The sequence below is a fragment of the Oceanihabitans sp. 2_MG-2023 genome (assembly GCF_030547245.1).
Classification (GTDB): domain Bacteria; phylum Bacteroidota; class Bacteroidia; order Flavobacteriales; family Flavobacteriaceae; genus Oceanihabitans.
The window spans coordinates 71,963-89,430 of sequence record NZ_JAUOQT010000005.1; the positions used below are offsets into that span (position 1 = coordinate 71,963).

At 32.7% G+C, this 17,468-nt stretch carries 17 protein-coding genes; 13 read left to right on the plus strand and 4 right to left on the minus strand.

Features of this window, described 5'->3' with window-relative positions; all coding sequences use genetic code 11:
• The first annotated feature begins 86 nt into the window (after window positions 1-86).
• From Q4512_RS11905 to ftsY, 7 genes are all read left to right on the plus strand, one after another.
• Window positions 87-698, plus strand: coding sequence for a fumarylacetoacetate hydrolase family protein (locus Q4512_RS11905; protein ID WP_303424839.1), 612 nt, complete (start codon window positions 87-89; stop codon window positions 696-698).
• Window positions 699-1,040 carry an Hpt domain-containing protein gene (locus Q4512_RS11910; RefSeq protein ID WP_303424841.1) on the plus strand — a complete coding sequence of 114 codons (342 nt, stop codon included), beginning with the start codon at window positions 699-701 and terminating at the stop codon, window positions 1,038-1,040.
• Window positions 1,040-2,293, plus strand: coding sequence for a competence/damage-inducible protein A (locus Q4512_RS11915; protein WP_303424842.1), 1,254 nt, complete (start codon window positions 1,040-1,042; stop codon window positions 2,291-2,293). The genes Q4512_RS11910 and Q4512_RS11915 overlap by 1 nt, the downstream gene beginning before the upstream one ends.
• 75 nt (window positions 2,294-2,368) lie before the next feature.
• Complete coding sequence (rpmB, locus tag Q4512_RS11920; protein WP_072351244.1) at window positions 2,369-2,605, plus strand: 50S ribosomal protein L28; 237 nt, start codon at window positions 2,369-2,371, stop codon at window positions 2,603-2,605.
• Between the two features lie 25 nt (window positions 2,606-2,630).
• Entirely contained in the window at window positions 2,631-2,813 is a 183-nt protein-coding gene (gene rpmG / locus Q4512_RS11925; protein ID WP_215967105.1) for a 50S ribosomal protein L33, read from the plus strand.
• A 37-nt stretch (window positions 2,814-2,850) separates the two neighbouring features.
• On the plus strand, window positions 2,851-3,003 hold the full coding sequence (locus tag Q4512_RS11930) for a DUF4295 domain-containing protein (RefSeq protein ID WP_303424862.1): 153 nt from the start codon (window positions 2,851-2,853) through the stop codon (window positions 3,001-3,003).
• Window positions 3,004-3,256: 253 nt separating this feature from the next.
• Window positions 3,257-4,231, plus strand: coding sequence for a signal recognition particle-docking protein FtsY (gene ftsY, locus Q4512_RS11935; RefSeq protein ID WP_303424865.1), 975 nt, complete (start codon window positions 3,257-3,259; stop codon window positions 4,229-4,231).
• A gap of 69 nt (window positions 4,232-4,300) precedes the next feature.
• On the opposite strand, the gene Q4512_RS11940 is transcribed toward ftsY, so the two are convergent.
• The 3 genes from Q4512_RS11940 to Q4512_RS11950 all read right to left on the minus strand — a co-directional run bounded on the left by Q4512_RS11940 (window position 4,301) and on the right by Q4512_RS11950 (window position 8,877).
• On the minus strand, window positions 4,301-5,281 hold the full coding sequence (locus Q4512_RS11940; protein WP_303424866.1) for a fibronectin type III domain-containing protein: 981 nt from the start codon (window positions 5,279-5,281) through the stop codon (window positions 4,301-4,303).
• Between the two features lie 96 nt (window positions 5,282-5,377).
• Window positions 5,378-7,561: a T9SS type B sorting domain-containing protein gene (locus tag Q4512_RS11945; protein WP_303424868.1), complete on the minus strand. Its 2,184-nt coding sequence runs from the start codon at window positions 7,559-7,561 to the stop codon at window positions 5,378-5,380.
• Window positions 7,562-7,797: 236 nt separating this feature from the next.
• On the minus strand, window positions 7,798-8,877 hold the full coding sequence (locus Q4512_RS11950) for a serine hydrolase (protein ID WP_303424871.1): 1,080 nt from the start codon (window positions 8,875-8,877) through the stop codon (window positions 7,798-7,800).
• A 120-nt stretch (window positions 8,878-8,997) separates the two neighbouring features.
• Between Q4512_RS11950 and rimO the strand changes: the two genes are divergently transcribed.
• Window positions 8,998-10,299: a 30S ribosomal protein S12 methylthiotransferase RimO gene (gene rimO, locus Q4512_RS11955; protein ID WP_303424874.1), complete on the plus strand. Its 1,302-nt coding sequence runs from the start codon at window positions 8,998-9,000 to the stop codon at window positions 10,297-10,299.
• Between the two features lie 2 nt (window positions 10,300-10,301).
• On the opposite strand, the gene Q4512_RS11960 is transcribed toward rimO, so the two are convergent.
• Entirely contained in the window at window positions 10,302-11,057 is a 756-nt protein-coding gene (locus tag Q4512_RS11960; RefSeq protein ID WP_303424877.1) for a GDSL-type esterase/lipase family protein, read from the minus strand.
• Window positions 11,058-11,207: 150 nt separating this feature from the next.
• Between Q4512_RS11960 and bshC the strand changes: the two genes are divergently transcribed.
• The 5 genes from bshC to Q4512_RS11985 all read left to right on the plus strand — a co-directional run bounded on the left by bshC (window position 11,208) and on the right by Q4512_RS11985 (window position 17,374).
• Window positions 11,208-12,815 (plus strand): bacillithiol biosynthesis cysteine-adding enzyme BshC, encoded by a 1,608-nt coding sequence (gene bshC / locus Q4512_RS11965; protein WP_303424880.1) that lies wholly within the window; start codon window positions 11,208-11,210, stop codon window positions 12,813-12,815.
• 77 nt (window positions 12,816-12,892) lie between these two features.
• A complete protein-coding gene (gene guaA / locus Q4512_RS11970) occupies window positions 12,893-14,428 on the plus strand; it encodes a glutamine-hydrolyzing GMP synthase (protein WP_303424883.1) in 1,536 nt (511 codons plus the stop codon).
• 232 nt (window positions 14,429-14,660) lie between these two features.
• Window positions 14,661-16,592, plus strand: coding sequence for a LysM peptidoglycan-binding domain-containing protein (locus Q4512_RS11975; RefSeq protein WP_303424885.1), 1,932 nt, complete (start codon window positions 14,661-14,663; stop codon window positions 16,590-16,592).
• Window positions 16,593-17,135, plus strand: coding sequence for a DUF922 domain-containing protein (locus Q4512_RS11980; protein WP_303424888.1), 543 nt, complete (start codon window positions 16,593-16,595; stop codon window positions 17,133-17,135).
• Between the two features lie 2 nt (window positions 17,136-17,137).
• A complete protein-coding gene (locus tag Q4512_RS11985; protein WP_303424890.1) occupies window positions 17,138-17,374 on the plus strand; it encodes a DUF3820 family protein in 237 nt (78 codons plus the stop codon).
• Window positions 17,375-17,468 lie beyond the last annotated feature (94 nt).

Below are 17,468 nucleotides of genomic sequence, written 5' to 3' on the forward strand. Positions count from 1 at the left end.
TTTTTACCTTTACTAAATAAGGAAACCTGATACATTGAAGCCATAATGTTTTCGCTTTCGCGGAAACTAAAAATTATAAATTCGAAATGAAAATAATCTGCATAGGAAGAAATTACACAGATCACATTAAAGAATTAGAAAACGAAAAGCCAACAGATCCAGTTGTGTTTTTAAAACCAGATACAGCGATTCTATTAAAAAAGCAACCGTTTTTTATTCCAGACTTTTCACAGGATGTGCATTATGAAGTTGAAATTCTAGTGAAAATTAATAAAGTTGGTAAGCATATTCAAAAAAAGTTTGCACATAAATATTATGACCAAATCGGATTAGGAATAGACTTTACTGCAAGAGATTTGCAAGCAAAACTAAAAGAAAAAGGTTTGCCTTGGGAAAAAGCAAAATCCTTTGATGGAGCAGCGGTAGTTAGTAATTGGATAGAAAAAGCAGAGTTTCCAGATGTAGATAATTTAAATTTTTCGCTTCAAAAAAATGAAACCATTGTACAGCAAGGAAATACAAGCCTTATGCTATGGAAAATTGATGAAATTATAGAATATGTATCAAAATATTTTACTTTAAAGATTGGAGATATTATATTTACGGGAACTCCAGCAGGAGTTGGCAAGGTCGTTGCAAACGATAAACTAGTAGGAAGTATAGAAAATAAGCAAATGTTTTCAATAACAGTAAAATAAATGGAACAACATTACAAATTATCTCGAGTACGCGAATTAGCAGAAGGGGACCAAGAATTTATTAACATACTAGCGCAAACTTTTTTAGAAGAAGTTCCTGCAGATGCACAAATCTTAAAAGAATCGGTAGAAAATGACAACCATTTAGCGGCGTACCAAACTGCGCATAAAATGAAACCAACGATTGATATGTTTGAATTAGGTGTTCTTGAAGATTTAATTGAAGTACAAGATTGGGGGAAGTATGAAAAAAAAGAAATAGATATACTCCCTAAGCTACAAATTGTACTTGCAGCTGTAGAACAAGCATCTAACGAAATTCGTTCTGACTTTAATTTATAATGCAAGCAGAAATAATAACCATAGGCGACGAAATCCTAATTGGTCAAATTGTAGATACTAATTCTGCATTTATAGCACAGCAACTTAATAAAATAGGCGTTTCTGTTTACCAAATAACATCTGTACAAGACGATAAACAACATATTCTAAAATCACTTCGTGAAGCAGAAGAAAATGCAGATATCATTATACTAACTGGAGGATTAGGGCCAACAAAAGATGATATCACAAAAAAAACTATAGCAGCTTATTTTCAAGATACACTTATACAAAACAAAGCCGTTTTAAAAAATATAGAAACCCTTTGGGAAAAATATATTAAGCAACCACTTTCTCAAGTTAATATAGACCAAGCATTAATACCAAGCAAGGCTACTGCGCTAATGAATAAAGTAGGTAGTGCACCAGGAATGTGGCTGGAAAAAGGTGATAAAACCTTTATATCACTTCCAGGAGTGCCATTCGAAATGAAAGCCTTAATAGAACAGGAGGTAGTGCCAAAACTTCAAAAAAAATATAAATTCCCATTCATACTGCACAAAACCTTACTTACTTATGGAATTGGTGAAAGTAATTTAGCAGCTAAAATTGAAACTTGGGAAGATCAATTACCAAAGCATATTAAATTAGCATACTTACCAAATTTAGGAAAAGTACGCTTGCGTCTTTCTGCAAAAGGAAATAATAAAGCAGAAATAATACAAGAAGTAGACCAGCAAATAAAGTTACTCCTACCACAAATAGAAGATTATTTTACAGGTTTCGAAGACCAAGAAGAAACCATAGAAGCAGCAATTGCAAAAAAACTAACCTTAAAAAAACAAACATTAGCAACTGCAGAAAGCTGTACAGGTGGAAAAATTGCTGAACAAATAACTGCAATTCCTGGAGCATCTTCATATTTTAAAGGGAGTGTGGTAAGTTATACCGAAGAAATAAAAAAAGAGATATTAAAAGTGCCAAAAGCACTTATAGCAAAACACACAGTCGTAAGCGCAGAAGTTGCAGAAGCAATGGCAGCAAGTGTTTTACAATTATTTAGTACAGACTATGCAATAGCAACTACTGGAAATGCAGGACCAACCAAAGATAATACAACAGAAGAGCTAGGAACTGTTTTTATTGCAATTGCAACAAAAAACAATGTTTATTCCCAAAAATTCACTTTAGGACAACCCAGAATAAAGGTGATAAACAAAGCCGTAAATAAGGCTTTTGAAATGCTTAATAAAGAAATTTTAAAAAATAGATAAAAATAAGATTGTCAAAACATAAAGTATTTGTATATTTGCACCTCGTTTTGAAATAACAATAATACATTTAGAACAATGTCAAGAGTTTGTGAACTTACAGGAAAGAAGGCAATGGTTGGAAACAACGTGTCTCACGCAATGAATAAAACTAAACGCACATTTGATGCTAATTTAATCAAAAAACGTTTCTTTATTCCTGAGGAAGATAAGTGGATTACTTTAAAAATATCTACATCAGCATTAAAAACTATTAATAAAATAGGTATATCTGCTGCATTAAAAGAAGCAAGAACCAAAGGTTTTATTAAATAATAGCCGCATTTAAAAGTTTAAGAAAATGGCAAGAAAAGGCAACAGAGTACAAGTAATATTAGAGTGCACAGAGCACAAAGAGTCTGGTAAACCAGGAACTTCTCGTTATATTACTACAAAGAACAAAAAGAACACTCCAGATAGAATGGAAATTAAAAAATTCAATCCTATCTTAAAGAAGATGACTGTTCATAAAGAGATAAAATAATTAAAGATTTTTTATAAATCTTATAAAACATTAAATCATGGCAAAGAAAACCGTAGCATCATTACAAACTTCTTCTAAAAGATTAACTAAAGCAATAAAAATGGTAAAGTCTCCAAAAACAGGAGCTTACATGTTTGTTGAGTCTGTAATGGCACCAGAATTAGTAAGCGATTTTTTAGCAAAAAAATAAGTTTACTTTAAAAAAGATATTTTAAAGCTGCTTTCCAAAAGAAAGCGGCTTTTGTTTTATATTTACATTTCAAGTTAATGACAATATTTCAGGCTAATAAAAAAGGCTTGACTATTGTTATAGAAATATTAGCGTTCCCTAAAGGTCGCGCTTTCGCAAGTCGCTATCAGAGATGAGCTCCAACAATTGCTCTATCGCTAACGCAACTTCAGTTTAGTATCAACTAAACAGTAAACAATAAACAAAACGTAAAATGAGTTTTTTTAAAAAAATATTTTCTTCCGATAAAAAAGAAACACTAGACAAAGGTTTAGAAAAATCTAGCACTAATTTTTTAGGTAAGTTAAGCAAAGCAGTAGCTGGGAAATCTAAAGTAGATGACGATGTTTTAGATAACCTAGAAGAAGTATTAGTATCTAGCGATGTTGGTGTAAATACCACATTAAAGGTAATTACACGTATTGAAGAACGTGTAGCAAAAGACAAATACTTAGGTACAGACGAACTTAATAAAATACTTCGCGAAGAAATAGCTGGGTTATTAAGTGAAACCAATTCTGGAGAAGAAACCGAATACACTATTCCGCAATTACCAAAACAAGAAGATGGTAAAAAAACACCATATGTACTTATGGTTGTTGGAGTAAATGGTGTAGGAAAGACTACAACTATTGGTAAATTAGCATACCAATTTAAAAAACAAGGATTAAAAGTAGTGCTTGGTGCAGCAGATACTTTTCGTGCAGCAGCAATAGATCAATTACAAGTATGGGCAGACCGAGTAGATGTGCCAATGATACGTCAAGAAATGGGATCGGATCCAGCTTCCGTAGCTTTTGATGCTTTAGAATCTGGTGTAAATCAAAATGCAGATGTTATTATTATTGATACCGCTGGTCGTTTACACAACAAAATAAATTTAATGAACGAGCTTACTAAAGTAAAACGTGTCATGCAAAAGGTAGTAGGAGATGCTCCACATGATGTGCTTTTAGTTTTAGATGGTTCTACTGGTCAAAATGCTTTCGAGCAAGCAAAACAATTTACTGCAGCAACAGAAGTAACAAGTTTAGCGGTTACCAAATTAGATGGAACGGCAAAAGGAGGAGTTGTTATTGGTATTAGTGATCAGTTTCAAATACCTGTAAAGTATATTGGTGTTGGAGAAGGTATTGAGGATCTTCAAGTATTTAATAAATTCGAATTTGTAGATTCTTTCTTTAAATAAGAAAATCATAAAAATAAAAAAGCCTTAAGTAATTTACTTAAGGCTTTTTTTATTAATAAAAGGTGTTGTTTATTGTGCGGTAACCGTTATTGGTCCAACCCAATCACTATATCCATTAGTGCCTCCGCAATTAGCTCTTAGATAAAAATCATAAGCTTGTCCAGAACTTGTAGAACCATATGTAATCCTAACGCTATCAAAAGAAGTTGCTAATATATTTGCAGTTGATGCATTAAAAGTTGACCCAGCTATAATACGAGCTACTTCCCAGCTATTTTGAGTACTTGGGTGACTCCATGTAAAATCAAAATAATTACTGTTGTTGACGTCTGTTCCAGTTCCTGTAGAAGTAAAAGCGGTAGGGTCAATACAGTTTGGGTTAGAAGGGGGCTCCAAAGTGCTATGTGTATATGGTCCAACCCAAGTACTATAACCACTTTCATTACAATTGTTGCGTATATAAAAATCATAAGAAGTATCTGGATTTAGTCCATCCACTCTATAACTACTAGGGTAATTACTAGAAATTGTAATTGTTGTGCCAGATCCAAAAGCAAAGCCTTCTAAACCGTATTGGATTTCAGACCCACCATATTCACCATTAGACCAAGATAAGTCAATGTGTTCATGTGTTACAGAGTCTGGATATAATTCTACGCTAAGGTTATCCGGGTCATCACAGTAAGGATTACTCTCTAAAGTTACAAAAGAAAAAGGACCAGTCCAGTTGCTATACCCATTAGAATCATTACAATATACTCTAGTATAGAATGCATATTGTGTTAACGGATCTAAGCTAGTTACATCTGCATAGGTATCTGGTACTGTTAAAGTCGTTCCAGTACCTAGACTAAAACCAAGAGTACCATATTCTACTTGATATAGTGAAGAATTCACATTCGTGCTCCAGCTTAATGTTGCAGTTGTGTTGGTAAGATTATTGACATCTAAATTGCTAGGTTTAGAACAGTTGTTCGAATCTCCAGAGTCATCGCTACCACAACCAATCATAAATAAAGAGATTGTAAATAATAAAATAATTTTTTTCATAAATAGATTTATAAGATTTTTCAGACGCGAATATATAGATTGTATTCAAAAAAAAAAAGAATATAGTTTGTTACTAAGTAATGGAATTATATCGTTTTATCTTTTCAGCGTAAAATGACCAGAATTACTTTTACCACTTGCTCTAGTAACAGTAAACCAATAATCTGAATTTGGCATATATTTTCCGTTAAAAGTGCCATCCCAAGAGGTATTGGCGTTTAGTGTTTTAAGAAGTTTCCCATATCTATCAAATATTTGAATAATCATGGTAGGTTCCGTTTGAGAAAAAGGGATAGACCAAGTGTCATTATAGGAGTCTCCATTTGGGGTGAAGAATTTTGGATAACTAAGAATATATACCAGTTCTTCTATTGTACCACAACCGTTTTTGTCTCTAATATAAACCGTATACTCACCAGGGATTAACCCAGAAAACACATTGCTATCTTGGTAGTTTATAGCATCTAAGGAATATTCGTAATCTCCTAAACTTGTATCAGACAAATGCACCGTAATCGTATTTTTATTATCCGTCCAATCTTTTACAATTATATTCAAGACGATGGCAGTGTTTGATAATACTACTTGAAAGTTTTTTGTAGTAGAGCAGCTGTAATTGTTATAATCTTGTGTAACGGTTATGGAATACTCGCCAATATCTTCGATAGCAACAGTAATTTCTTGGGTTGTACTTCCGTTAGACCATAAATAACTGTCAAAACCATCTCCAGCATTCAAAATAATGCTGTTTTCTCCTTCACAAATACCAACAGAATCTGCTATTGGTATTATTGGCGACTCTTGAAAAAGTATGCTAATTTCTGCAATTTGAGAGCAATTATCAGAGGAGTCAATTCTTACGTATACGCTATATATATCTTCTAGCCATTCAAAATTTGTTGGAGCGGTAATAAGGTCTTCTTCTGCATCATTTTCAGCAGAGGAATAGGTTGTGAAATAATGAAACTCACAATCCAAACAATCCGTTATATCTAATTCGTAGCTTGTTAAATCTATAATTTCTGAAGCATCATTATATGCATCACAAACGGTAGTTAAAACATCGTTTATAATTAAACTTGGAGCTATTATTTGTATAGAAATAGCTAATCTGTCTTCACTTTCACAACCATTAGTATTGGTATTTGTAGCATAGTAAGTCGTGTTGTTAATTAGATTGGTTGTTTCGGGAAGGATATTTCCGTTTGTTGCTGCATCATACCAAATAGCTGCTGTGTTCACTTCAATATCGCTAACGGTTGCGTTTTGTGTTGTGCAAAAAGTTTGTGCAGTTTCGGCTGTAGTAATTTCTGGCGTTTCAATAACTTCTACATAAAAAATATCAGAAGCTATCCTGCAAGACTCTGTATTAATATTTGCGCCATTTGCAGCAGTTAATCGGTATAAGAAGGTGCCAGCAATGCCTGTGCTAGAATAGGTGTACGTTGTTGCTGTTTCTCCAGTAATATCCATCCAGGTTGCTCCATTATCTTCTGAGTATTGCCACTGGTATTGCGGATTGGAATACCCCGAAGAAATAGAGGTTTGAAAATTGTAGCTAACGGTGTCATTTTGGCAAACGATTATACTGGAGTCTAATTCTCCTTCAATAGCGTTTGTAATTGTTGGTCCGCAAGGTCGAAATGCGATATCATCTAGAGCAATATCATTGCCTGGATGTGCACTAGGAGCAGAGTTTAGTATACTTATAACGGCTTCTGTTTCATTTCCAAGAGTGAAAAAGAAACCATATTGTATCCAGGTACCAGAAGTGGTTTGTGCAATATCTTCTGTGTTATAAGCACCTAAAATGTTACCAGAGGTATCGCTTATTCTAAAGGTTACATCAGGATGGTACTCATCTGTTCCAACGGTAGGATTCATTAAATTAATCAACCAGGCAGAAAATTCGTAAGTAGTATCTGCACAAAGACCAGTTACTGTTTTGTTATAAAAAACACCTTCATCTGCAAGTACAGCACTATTTATAACCATCATATACCCATTAGTATTACCTGTGTGATCATTAGTTACATGCCAAGCATTACCTTTTAAACCACTTGTGGAATTGGCTATGGTGTATTCGCCTTCATCTAACTCTCCAACGGCACTATAAGTAAAAGCTGTAACATCATTACCTAAGGCGCTACCAACTCCCGAGCCAGAACCGAAATCTATTTCTACAACAGAATCTCCTAAGCTACCTTCACATAATTGTGCATGTGTTTGTAGAGTAAAGCAAAAAAGAATAACTAGAGCAAGTGGTTGTTTTATATACAAAGTATCATCATTTTCAATATCTCAAAAAGAAAATGGGATGCTTTTTAAGAATGTGTTGTCTTTTTAGATGCCATCTTTGTATAAAACTTGCGTTATCCATGCTATGTTTTATTTCAATATATAAAAAGCGGTAGTATAGTAATTACATTTACTATCGTGAATAAAGTACACCTCTAGAGGGTTCTAGTGTTTTTAAAAAATAAAATAGCTGTTATTCAACAATTTTTGAGCGGAAGTTAATTTATTACAAGATTTATTTTAGCCCATAAATCATTATCAAAAGTAGAAAGCCCAAAGTTTGTATCCTCTGCTGCTTCTCCCATTCTAATAACCACTAGTTTCTTACTAGGAACAATATATATTTTTTGATCGTTTTTTCCTAAGGCAGCATACATGTCGCTTGGCGCATTAGGGATTAAAGAACCAGAGAATTCAAACTGTGTTGTAGGTAAGTGATAAGTGGTTTTTCCATTTAGCCACCATAAATAGCCATAAGCATCATTTATATTTTGCGATGTATTTGTTGCTTGGCTAATATAGTTTGAAGATATAATTTGCGTGTCTTCCCATTTTCCGTTAGCAGAAGTTAATAATCCAAATCTGGCCATGCTTCTGGTGTCGCTCCAATATACACTTAAATCTCCTAATGGTATCCAGCTTCCAGACATGCCTATTCTGTCTTTTAATTTGGAGCTAAAATAGTTAGACCATGTTTGGTTACTGGCCTGCGCAACAACGTCTTGTAACTTTACATACACGTTATGATACGCCCATCGTTGTCCTGCATCTGCTATATATTGAAGGTTTGCTGGAGATACATCATCGCCTAAAGAGTCGTCCAAGCCAGAGCTCATAGATAATAGATGTTTGCAAGTAATTAAGTTTTCTTTTTCTATGGGAGCGCTAGTCCAACCAGTTCCTAAATAATCAGATACTTTAGTATTTGTATCTAGTAAACCTTCCTCTTCTGCTATTCCGGTTAGTGCAGATGTAAGTGTTTTTCCTGCGCTAGCCCAATACCAATTCGACGAAGCTGTGTGGTTATTCATGTATTGTTCTATAACTATTCTTCCGTTATAGAGCATAATAAATCCTTTAGTATTTTTTTCTTCTAAAAAATCGAATAAAGGTTGTAAGTTGTTTTCATCCCATCCTAATTCAGAAATAGGAGTAGTTTCCCAAGTGTTTGACGTAATAGGCGGAAAGTAAATGGATGTAGTATTGCTATCTTCTTCATCTTCTATTGCTTCATCTGAAGTTGCACAACTTACAAAGCTAATTAATATCCATAATAATAAGTAAACTTTAGTTTTCATAGTGTGGTTTTAATTTAAGACAGTGAAATATATAAAAGGTTTAATTAAGATTGTATCTTTGCACCCTAAAATTATAATTAGTAATCATTAAAAAGATTCCCGGTTTTTCGGGAAATAAATATGAGAACAAAGACGCTAAAAAAAAATAAAATCAACGTTGTTACTTTAGGATGCAGTAAAAATGTATACGATAGTGAAGTGTTAATGGGCCAACTTAAAGCTAATGGAAAAGAAGTTGTTCATGAAGAAGAGGGAAATGTCGTTGTAATAAACACTTGTGGTTTTATTAATAATGCGAAAGAAGAAAGCGTGAATACTATTTTAGATTTCATGCAAAAAAAGGAAGCTGGCGAAGTGGATAAAGTATTTGTTACTGGATGTCTTTCGGAAAGATATAAACCAGATTTACAAAAAGAAATACCTAATGTAGACCAATACTTTGGTACTACAGAGTTGCCTCAATTATTAAAAGCTTTAGGAGCAGATTATAAACACGAGTTGATTGGAGAGCGTTTAACAACAACACCCAAAAATTACGCATATTTAAAAATTGCCGAAGGTTGTGATAGACCATGTAGTTTTTGCGCTATACCTTTAATGCGTGGAAAACATAAAAGTACTCCAATTGAAGAGATTGTAATTGAAGCTGAAAAATTAGCAGCAAATGGAGTAAAAGAACTTATTCTTATAGCTCAAGATTTAACTTATTATGGTTTAGATTTATACAAAAAACGAAACTTAGCCGAACTTTTAGAAGCTTTAGTGAAAGTTGAAGGAATAGAGTGGATTCGTTTACATTATGCATTTCCAACCGGATTTCCGTTAGACGTTTTAGATGTTATGAATCGTGAGCCTAAAGTGTGTAACTATTTAGATATTCCATTACAACATATTAGCGATTCTATTCTAAAAAGTATGCGTCGTGGTACTACCAAAGAAAAAACAACAAAGTTAATTGGTCAGTTTCGTGAAGCAGTTCCTAACATGACAATTAGAACCACTTTAATTGTCGGTTATCCTGGAGAAACGGAAGAGAATTTTCAAGAATTAAAACAATGGGTTCAAGACATGCGTTTTGAACGTTTAGGTTGTTTTACTTATTCGCATGAAGAAAATACACATGCTTTTAATTTAGAAGATGATGTGCCAGAAGAAGTCAAAATGGATAGAGCAAATCAGATTATGGAGATGCAATCGCAAATATCTTGGGAATTAAACCAACAAAAAATTGGACAAGTTCTTAAGGTAGTTATCGATAGAAAAGAAGGGAACTATTTTGTTGGAAGAACAGAATTTGATTCTCCAGATGTAGATAACGAAGTGCGTATTGATGCCAGTAAAACGTATTTAAAGACAGGGGAATATACAACAGTTAAAGTTATTGAGGCAGAAGACTTTGATTTATATGGAGAGGTGGTTTAGACTTATTTTTCTAAATTTTCAACAATAGCTTCAAAATATCTATCTGCAATTTCTTTTGCTCCTAATTCATTGTAATGTAAATTGTCTGCCATATAATCATCGGTCCAATTGGTAGACATATCTACAAGTATTATTTTAGATGCTTCATTGGTCTGTTCTAAAGCAATTGTAGCAAGTTGTTCTAGATAAGAATTATATGCGGTAATACCATCAGGAGTCATAACATTAGATCTTCCTGGAGCAATGCGCTCTAAAAAAATAGTGATATTTGCATTGCTGTTTTGTAAAATATCTATGGTTTGATTTATGTTATCTATTATTTCTTCTACAGGAATACCTCTTACTAAATCATTTCCTCCTATACCTAATAAAACGACATCTGGAGTTCCTGCATCATCCATAACCTCTTCAATGTTCTCTAAAACATCTTCGCTTTTAAAACCGCCAATACCTTCATGATCTGGGTCAAAAGATTTCCCTAATAATAAGGGGTACGAAGTGTTATCATTCTGCGTACCAACATAATCAATGTCCCATTCGTTAGAAACTAAATCTTTCCATAAATCGTATCTGTAACTTACAGAGTTACTAGTTGCTCCTTCCACTCTCGAATCTCCCAACGGCATAATCGTTATCGTGTTAGTATTAACATTATTTTGTGTAAAAGTATTAGAATTTTCTTCATTTTTGTGACAGTCTTGTAAAGCGAAAAATGTCGTTAAAACAAGAAACGGTAAAAGAATAGCTGTTTTTTTCATTAAAAATATTTTAAGGACTAATAGTTTTAAGAGACTAAAGATAAGTTATTTCCTTTTTGTTTTGTTTTATTAAGGGGGAAATTGAAAATAAAATATCTAAAAATTAAAGAATAAAACACTGTATCTTTACATAAAATATTAAAGTTTAATATGCCAACAGAATGTATCGCTTTTAAAAAAACCAACTATTTTTCATCTTTAATATGTGATTATTTAGAGGAAAAGGAACAACTACAATCTTTTTATAACAACTATCCAAAGCTTGAAAATTTTAAAGCACAAATAGAAGAGAAGCGAAACTCTGAAAATACTTCAGAAGCCAGTCGAAAAATTTTAGTAGAAACTTTAAAAAAACAATATCAAAATATAGAAGCTTCAGCAAAAACGCTTCAAAATATTGAAGATTTAAAACATCAAAACACGTTTACAGTGACAACGGGCCACCAATTAAATTTATTTACAGGGCCTTTATATTTTTTATATAAAATTGTTTCTGCAATAAATTTAGCTTCACAATTAAAACAAGCATATCCAGATAATAATTTTGTGCCAATATATTGGATGGCAACCGAGGATCATGATTTTGAAGAAATTAATTATTTCAACTTTAAAGGAAAAAAAGTACAGTGGAATAGAAATGTATCTGGAGCAGTTGGAGAACTAACAACAGAAGGTTTAGAAAAAGTTTTCGAAGTATTTACCAAAGAACTTGGTGTAGGAAAAAATGCTGAAACTTTAAGAGAATTGTTTCAGTTTGCTTATTTAAAACATACTAATTTAGCAGATGCAACTTTGTATTTAGCAAATGCTTTATTTGCTAAATATGGTTTGGTTATAATAGAAGCAAACACGAAAAACTTAAAGCAATTATTTATACCATTTATTGAAGAAGAACTACTAAAACAAACTTCTTTTGCTACAGTTTCGGAAACAAACAAGCAATTAGAACAATTACCTAATGTTAGTAAAATACAGGTAAACCCAAGAGAAATAAATCTATTCTATTTAAATAAAAATCTTCGCGAACGTATTGTTTTAGAAGATAATGTATACAAGGTTCTAAATACAAATATTACATGGAGTAAGAGCGAGATACTTAAACACCTTCATGAAGCACCGCATCGATTTAGTCCAAATGTAATAATGCGTCCTTTGTATCAAGAAGTTATTTTACCAAACCTTTGTTATATTGGTGGAGGTGGAGAATTAGCCTATTGGTTACAATTAAAAGATTATTTTAAAGCCGTAAAAGTAACTTTCCCAATGTTGTTATTACGAAACTCCGTTTTAATTAAAACCGAAAAACAAGCAGGAAAATTAGATAAGCTTCATATTAGTAACGAAGACCTTTTTTTAAAGCGTGATGCTTTTATTAATAAAAAAGTAAGACAAATTTCTAATATCGATATCGATTTTTCAGAGCAATTAAAACATTTACAACAACAATTTAAAGACTTATACACTTTAGCTGATAAAACAGATCAATCTTTTGTTGGCGCAGTAGCATCTCAAGAAAAAAAACAGATAAACGGCTTGATGCAACTTGAAAAACGTTTACTTACCGCACAAAAACGCAAATTAAAAGATCAAGTTTCCCGTATGACAGAACTGCAAAACGAGCTATTTCCTAATGGCAGTTTACAAGAGCGTAACACTAATTTTTCGGAATTATACTTAGCGTTTGGGGAACAACTAGTGCCAAAACTAATCGAAGTATTAAAACCACTACAAGGTGACTTTACGATATTAACAATGTAAGTCTTTTAATGTTTAAAATTCTATTAAAAAAGTTTAAGTATCGTTCATGATTAAAAAATCAATTCCTATTTTTGCGCATGCAACACAACAAGGTACTTATATTAGATTTTGGATCGCAATACACACAACTAATTGCGCGAAGAGTTAGAGAGCTTAACATCTTATCCGAAATACATCCATTTAACAAAATTCCGTTAAACATAGAAGATTACAAAGCTGTAATACTTTCTGGTAGCCCAAACTCTGTACGAGGAGAAGATGCTTTACATCCAGATTTATCTAAAATAAGAGGTCATAAGCCCTTATTAGCAGTATGTTATGGCGCACAATATTTAGCACATTTTTCTGGAGGAGAAGTAGCTCCTTCAAATACCAGAGAATATGGTAGAGCGAACTTAAGTTTTGTAGACGATTTAGACCCTTTTTTTAGCACAATTTCTAAAGGAAGCCAAGTCTGGATGAGTCATAGCGATACCATTAAAGTATTACCTACCAATGCTGTGCTTTTAGCAAGCACTCATGATGTAGAAAATGCAGCTTATAAAATTGAAGGCGAGCAAACTTATGCAATTCAATTTCATCCAGAAGTGTATCACTCTACAGACGGAAAACAATTACTAGAAAATTTCTTAGTAAATATCGCTAATCTGGATCAAGACTGGACCCCAGATTCTTTTGTAGACGAAACCGTTCAGGATTTAAAAGATCAGTTAAAAAAAGATAAAGTAGTATTAGGCTTATCAGGAGGAGTAGATTCTTCGGTAGCAGCAATGTTATTACACAAAGCTATTGGTGAAAACCTTTACTGCATTTTTGTAAACAATGGTTTACTACGTAAAAACGAATACCAAAGTGTATTAGACCAATACCAAGGTATGGGTTTAAATGTAAAAGGTGTAGATGCTTCGGCACGCTTTTTGGATGCACTTGCTGGATTGAGCGATCCAGAATTAAAGCGTAAAGCAATTGGTCGTGTGTTTATTGAAGTTTTCGATGACGAAGCACATCAAATTGAAGACGTAAAATGGCTAGCGCAAGGTACCATTTATCCAGATGTTATCGAAAGTGTTTCGGCAACAGGAGGACCAAGTGCAACCATAAAAAGTCATCATAATGTTGGTGGTTTACCAGACTTTATGAAACTAAAAATCGTCGAACCTCTAAAAGCATTATTTAAAGATGAGGTTCGTCGCGTAGGTGCTTCCATGAACATGGATAAAGCCTTGTTAGGTCGTCATCCATTTCCAGGACCAGGACTTGCAATTCGTATTTTAGGAGACATCACTCCAGAAAAAGTTCGTATTTTGCAAGAAGTAGATGCTGTATTTATAGACAATCTAAAAAAATGGAATCTATACGATAGCGTTTGGCAAGCAGGAGCAATCCTACTTCCAGTAAATAGCGTTGGTGTCATGGGAGATGAGCGAACTTACGAAAAATGTGTAGCACTACGAGCAGTAGAAAGTACAGATGGTATGACCGCAGATTGGGTAAATTTACCATACGAGTTTTTACAAAAAACGAGTAACGAGATAATAAATAAAGTAAAAGGCGTTAATAGAGTAGTGTACGACATTAGTAGCAAGCCACCAGCAACCATCGAGTGGGAATAACAAATTCCTTTGAAAAAAGGAATATCATAAATAGTAATTATGGCGTTCCTTTTTGAAAAAAAAACAAAAAGTCAGGCTTTACGTTGCAATCTTTTTTAAAAAAAATAAAAAAGGATTTACACTGCAATCCTTAACGCAAGCATACTTGCAAATGTAAGTGTCATTTATAAGTTAAGGAGCATTAATAGAGATAAGGAACATTAAATAGATACCTGTTTTCGCAGGCATTAATATGAAAAAAATAATATATATATTCAGTTTCGTTTTAATATTCAGTAGTATTACAACAATACAAGCACAAGAATATAAAACACATAGAGTACAATCTGGAGAAACCATAGAGTTAATTGCAAAGCAATATAATGTAACACCTTACGATATATATGCATTAAATCCAGATGCAAAAAAAGAACTAAAACAAAATGCAGTTCTAATCATTCCAAAATCTAAAATTGCAAAACCGCAAACTAAAACTACAACTGTAAAAGAGTTTGTAAATTTTAGAGAACACAAAGTAAAACGTAAAGAAACGCTTTACAGTTTGGCAAAAAAATATAATGTAGAACAGGACGAAATTAAAAAGCACAACCCTTCACTATATGCGAATAACTTACGTAAAGGAGATAAAATTAAAATTCCTGTATACAAAACAAAAACAGTAGTTGAGACAGTAAAAACAACAAGTGATTATACGGTTTTACCAAAAGAAGGGAAATGGCGAATTGCATATAAATACGGAATTACAGTAGACGAGCTAGAAGCATTAAACCCAAATATGCCTGCAACACTTAATGTTGGTCAAGTAATACAAGTACCAAATTTAGAAACTGCAGCGGTAAAAGAAATAGACGAAAGATACTCGTACTACTCGGTGTTACCAAAAGAAGGTTTTTATCGTTTAAAAATTAAATTAGGATTAGAGCAGGAAGAACTAGAAGCTTTAAATCCAGAATTAAAAGAAACAGGATTAAAATCAGGTATGGTTTTAAAGATTCCATTTTCTAGTAAAATTACCGAAACAGGCGAATCTATTTCTGGCGACATACAAACTACAACATCCAGTTTAATAAGTAACATTAGAAATTACGAAACGAAGAACATTGCTATTATGCTGCCTTTTAGATTAAATCGAGTAAATGCGGATTCGGTTTACGATGCTAAAAAGCAAATTGAAAACGATAATTTTCTAAGCACTTCTTTAGATTTTCATTCTGGTGTTTTGATGGCTGTAGACTCTCTAAAAAAATTAGGAATCTCCCTAAAAGTAGATGTGTATGATACTAAAAATCAATTAAGCGAAGTTTCCTATTTGCTTAATTCTAAAAATATAGAAAGTGCAGATGCTGTAATTGGACCATTAATGCCTAAAAATTTTGAGCGTGTAGCTTCCGAGTTAAAAAGAAACAACGTTCCTGTAATTTCTCCTAATTTAAAGGATTTAAAACTATCAGAAAATGTGTTTCAATCCATGCCTTCTACAGCATTGTTAAAAACTAAAATGATCGATTTTGTTAAGGCAGATAGCACAAAAAATCATGTCATTATTATTGCAGATGCTAAAAATGCTGCTACAAGTAATGCTCTAAAAAGAGAGTTAGGTACAGCATCACAAATACACTCCAGAAAAGATAAAGAAGGAAAAGATTCGTATTACGTTTTAGAAGAAGATATTATTGCAAAACTAAAACCAGGAAAAAATATTATCTTTTTAGAAACCGAGAATTTCGTATTTGTATCTAATGTTACTAGTATTTTAAATTCGTTAAATAACGACGAAAATAAAATTGTTTTAGTTACAACAGATATGAATGATGCTTTCGAGAATGATGAAATTTCTAATTATCATTTATCTAATCTAAACTTTCATTTTCCTACTGTTTCTAAAACCTATAACGAAGACGATAATAACGGTTTTGCTAAACAATACAGTAAAAAATATGGAGCTACACCAAACAAAACGGCAGTTCGAGGTTTCGATTTAATGATGGATGTTGTTTTACGTCTTTCAGCTTCAGAAAACATATATAACTCGGTAAACGAATTTCCCTTAACCGAATACCTAGAAAACAAATTCGCTTACCATAAAAACTTATTTGGAGGTTATTATAATAATACGGTTTATGTGGTAAAATATCAAGATTTAAAAATTGTAGAAGCTAAATAAATGTTTTTAAGATGCTTTTTTATTATTTTTTGTATTCTCACACTTCATAAAGAGGAGTCTACAATTGCTTGGAGCGAATCGTATACGCTTTCATGGGATGATTTTAAGGGGCCAATAAAAAAGGATACAGATGCAGTTGCAACAACAGCTTCGGGTATTACGTTTAGTTATTCCATTAAAAAAACAAGTGTAGAAGTTGTTGGTTTTAAAACTAAAATACAAGCGCATTTCTATCCTAAAAAATCTTGGTATAAACCAGAGCAAGCAGATAACCACATATTAGCACATGAGCAGTTTCATTTTAATATAACAGAGCTGCATACTAGAAAGTTTAGGCAGCGTGTAGCACAGTTGCAAGTTTCCTCTAATATAAGCAAGCAATTAGATAAAATACATCAAGAAATTAATCAAGAACTTTCTAGCCTTCAAAAACAGTATGATGCAGAAACCGATTTTTCTAGAAACTACGAGATGCAATCACATTGGCAAAACCATATTGAAACAGAATTAGCCAAATTAGATAATTATAAATCTAAAGAATAGGCATGCAACTTCAGCCAGATAAAGAGTTTCTTGTAAAACTAGCACATACAAAAATGCCATTTGGTAAGTATGAAGGTCGGTATTTAATAGATTTACCAGAATACTACGTGGTTTGGTATCATAACAAAGGATTCCCTAAAGGAAAACTTGGAGAAATGCTTGAAACGGTATATACTTTAAAACTAAATGGCTTAGAAAATTTGATTAGAAATATACAAAATAATTTTTCTAAGCCTTAGGCCTTGATGGTTTCATTAATTTGTTTGTTGTTAGGTTAAGTAACTAATTTAGTAAATGTAAACCGTTTAGAAAATTCAAGTAGATTTTTAAGTA

Bases quoted from the DNA above. Each gene is read 5' to 3' on its own strand.
- Q4512_RS11905 (WP_303424839.1), top strand. From the start codon at position 87: ATGAAAATAATCTGCATAGGAAGAAATTACACAGATCACATTAAAGAA.
- Q4512_RS11910 (WP_303424841.1), top strand. From the start codon at position 699: ATGGAACAACATTACAAATTATCTCGAGTACGCGAATTAGCAGAAGGG.
- Q4512_RS11915 (WP_303424842.1), top strand. From the start codon at position 1,040: ATGCAAGCAGAAATAATAACCATAGGCGACGAAATCCTAATTGGTCAA.
- rpmB (WP_072351244.1), top strand. From the start codon at position 2,369: ATGTCAAGAGTTTGTGAACTTACAGGAAAGAAGGCAATGGTTGGAAAC.
- rpmG (WP_215967105.1), top strand. From the start codon at position 2,631: ATGGCAAGAAAAGGCAACAGAGTACAAGTAATATTAGAGTGCACAGAG.
- Q4512_RS11930 (WP_303424862.1), top strand. From the start codon at position 2,851: ATGGCAAAGAAAACCGTAGCATCATTACAAACTTCTTCTAAAAGATTA.
- ftsY (WP_303424865.1), top strand. From the start codon at position 3,257: ATGAGTTTTTTTAAAAAAATATTTTCTTCCGATAAAAAAGAAACACTA.
- Q4512_RS11940 (WP_303424866.1), bottom strand. From the start codon at position 5,281: ATGAAAAAAATTATTTTATTATTTACAATCTCTTTATTTATGATTGGT.
- Q4512_RS11950 (WP_303424871.1), bottom strand. From the start codon at position 8,877: ATGAAAACTAAAGTTTACTTATTATTATGGATATTAATTAGCTTTGTA.
- rimO (WP_303424874.1), top strand. From the start codon at position 8,998: ATGAGAACAAAGACGCTAAAAAAAAATAAAATCAACGTTGTTACTTTA.
- Q4512_RS11960 (WP_303424877.1), bottom strand. From the start codon at position 11,057: ATGAAAAAAACAGCTATTCTTTTACCGTTTCTTGTTTTAACGACATTT.
- bshC (WP_303424880.1), top strand. From the start codon at position 11,208: ATGCCAACAGAATGTATCGCTTTTAAAAAAACCAACTATTTTTCATCT.
- guaA (WP_303424883.1), top strand. From the start codon at position 12,893: ATGCAACACAACAAGGTACTTATATTAGATTTTGGATCGCAATACACA.
- Q4512_RS11975 (WP_303424885.1), top strand. From the start codon at position 14,661: ATGAAAAAAATAATATATATATTCAGTTTCGTTTTAATATTCAGTAGT.
- Q4512_RS11980 (WP_303424888.1), top strand. From the start codon at position 16,593: ATGTTTTTAAGATGCTTTTTTATTATTTTTTGTATTCTCACACTTCAT.
- Q4512_RS11985 (WP_303424890.1), top strand. From the start codon at position 17,138: ATGCAACTTCAGCCAGATAAAGAGTTTCTTGTAAAACTAGCACATACA.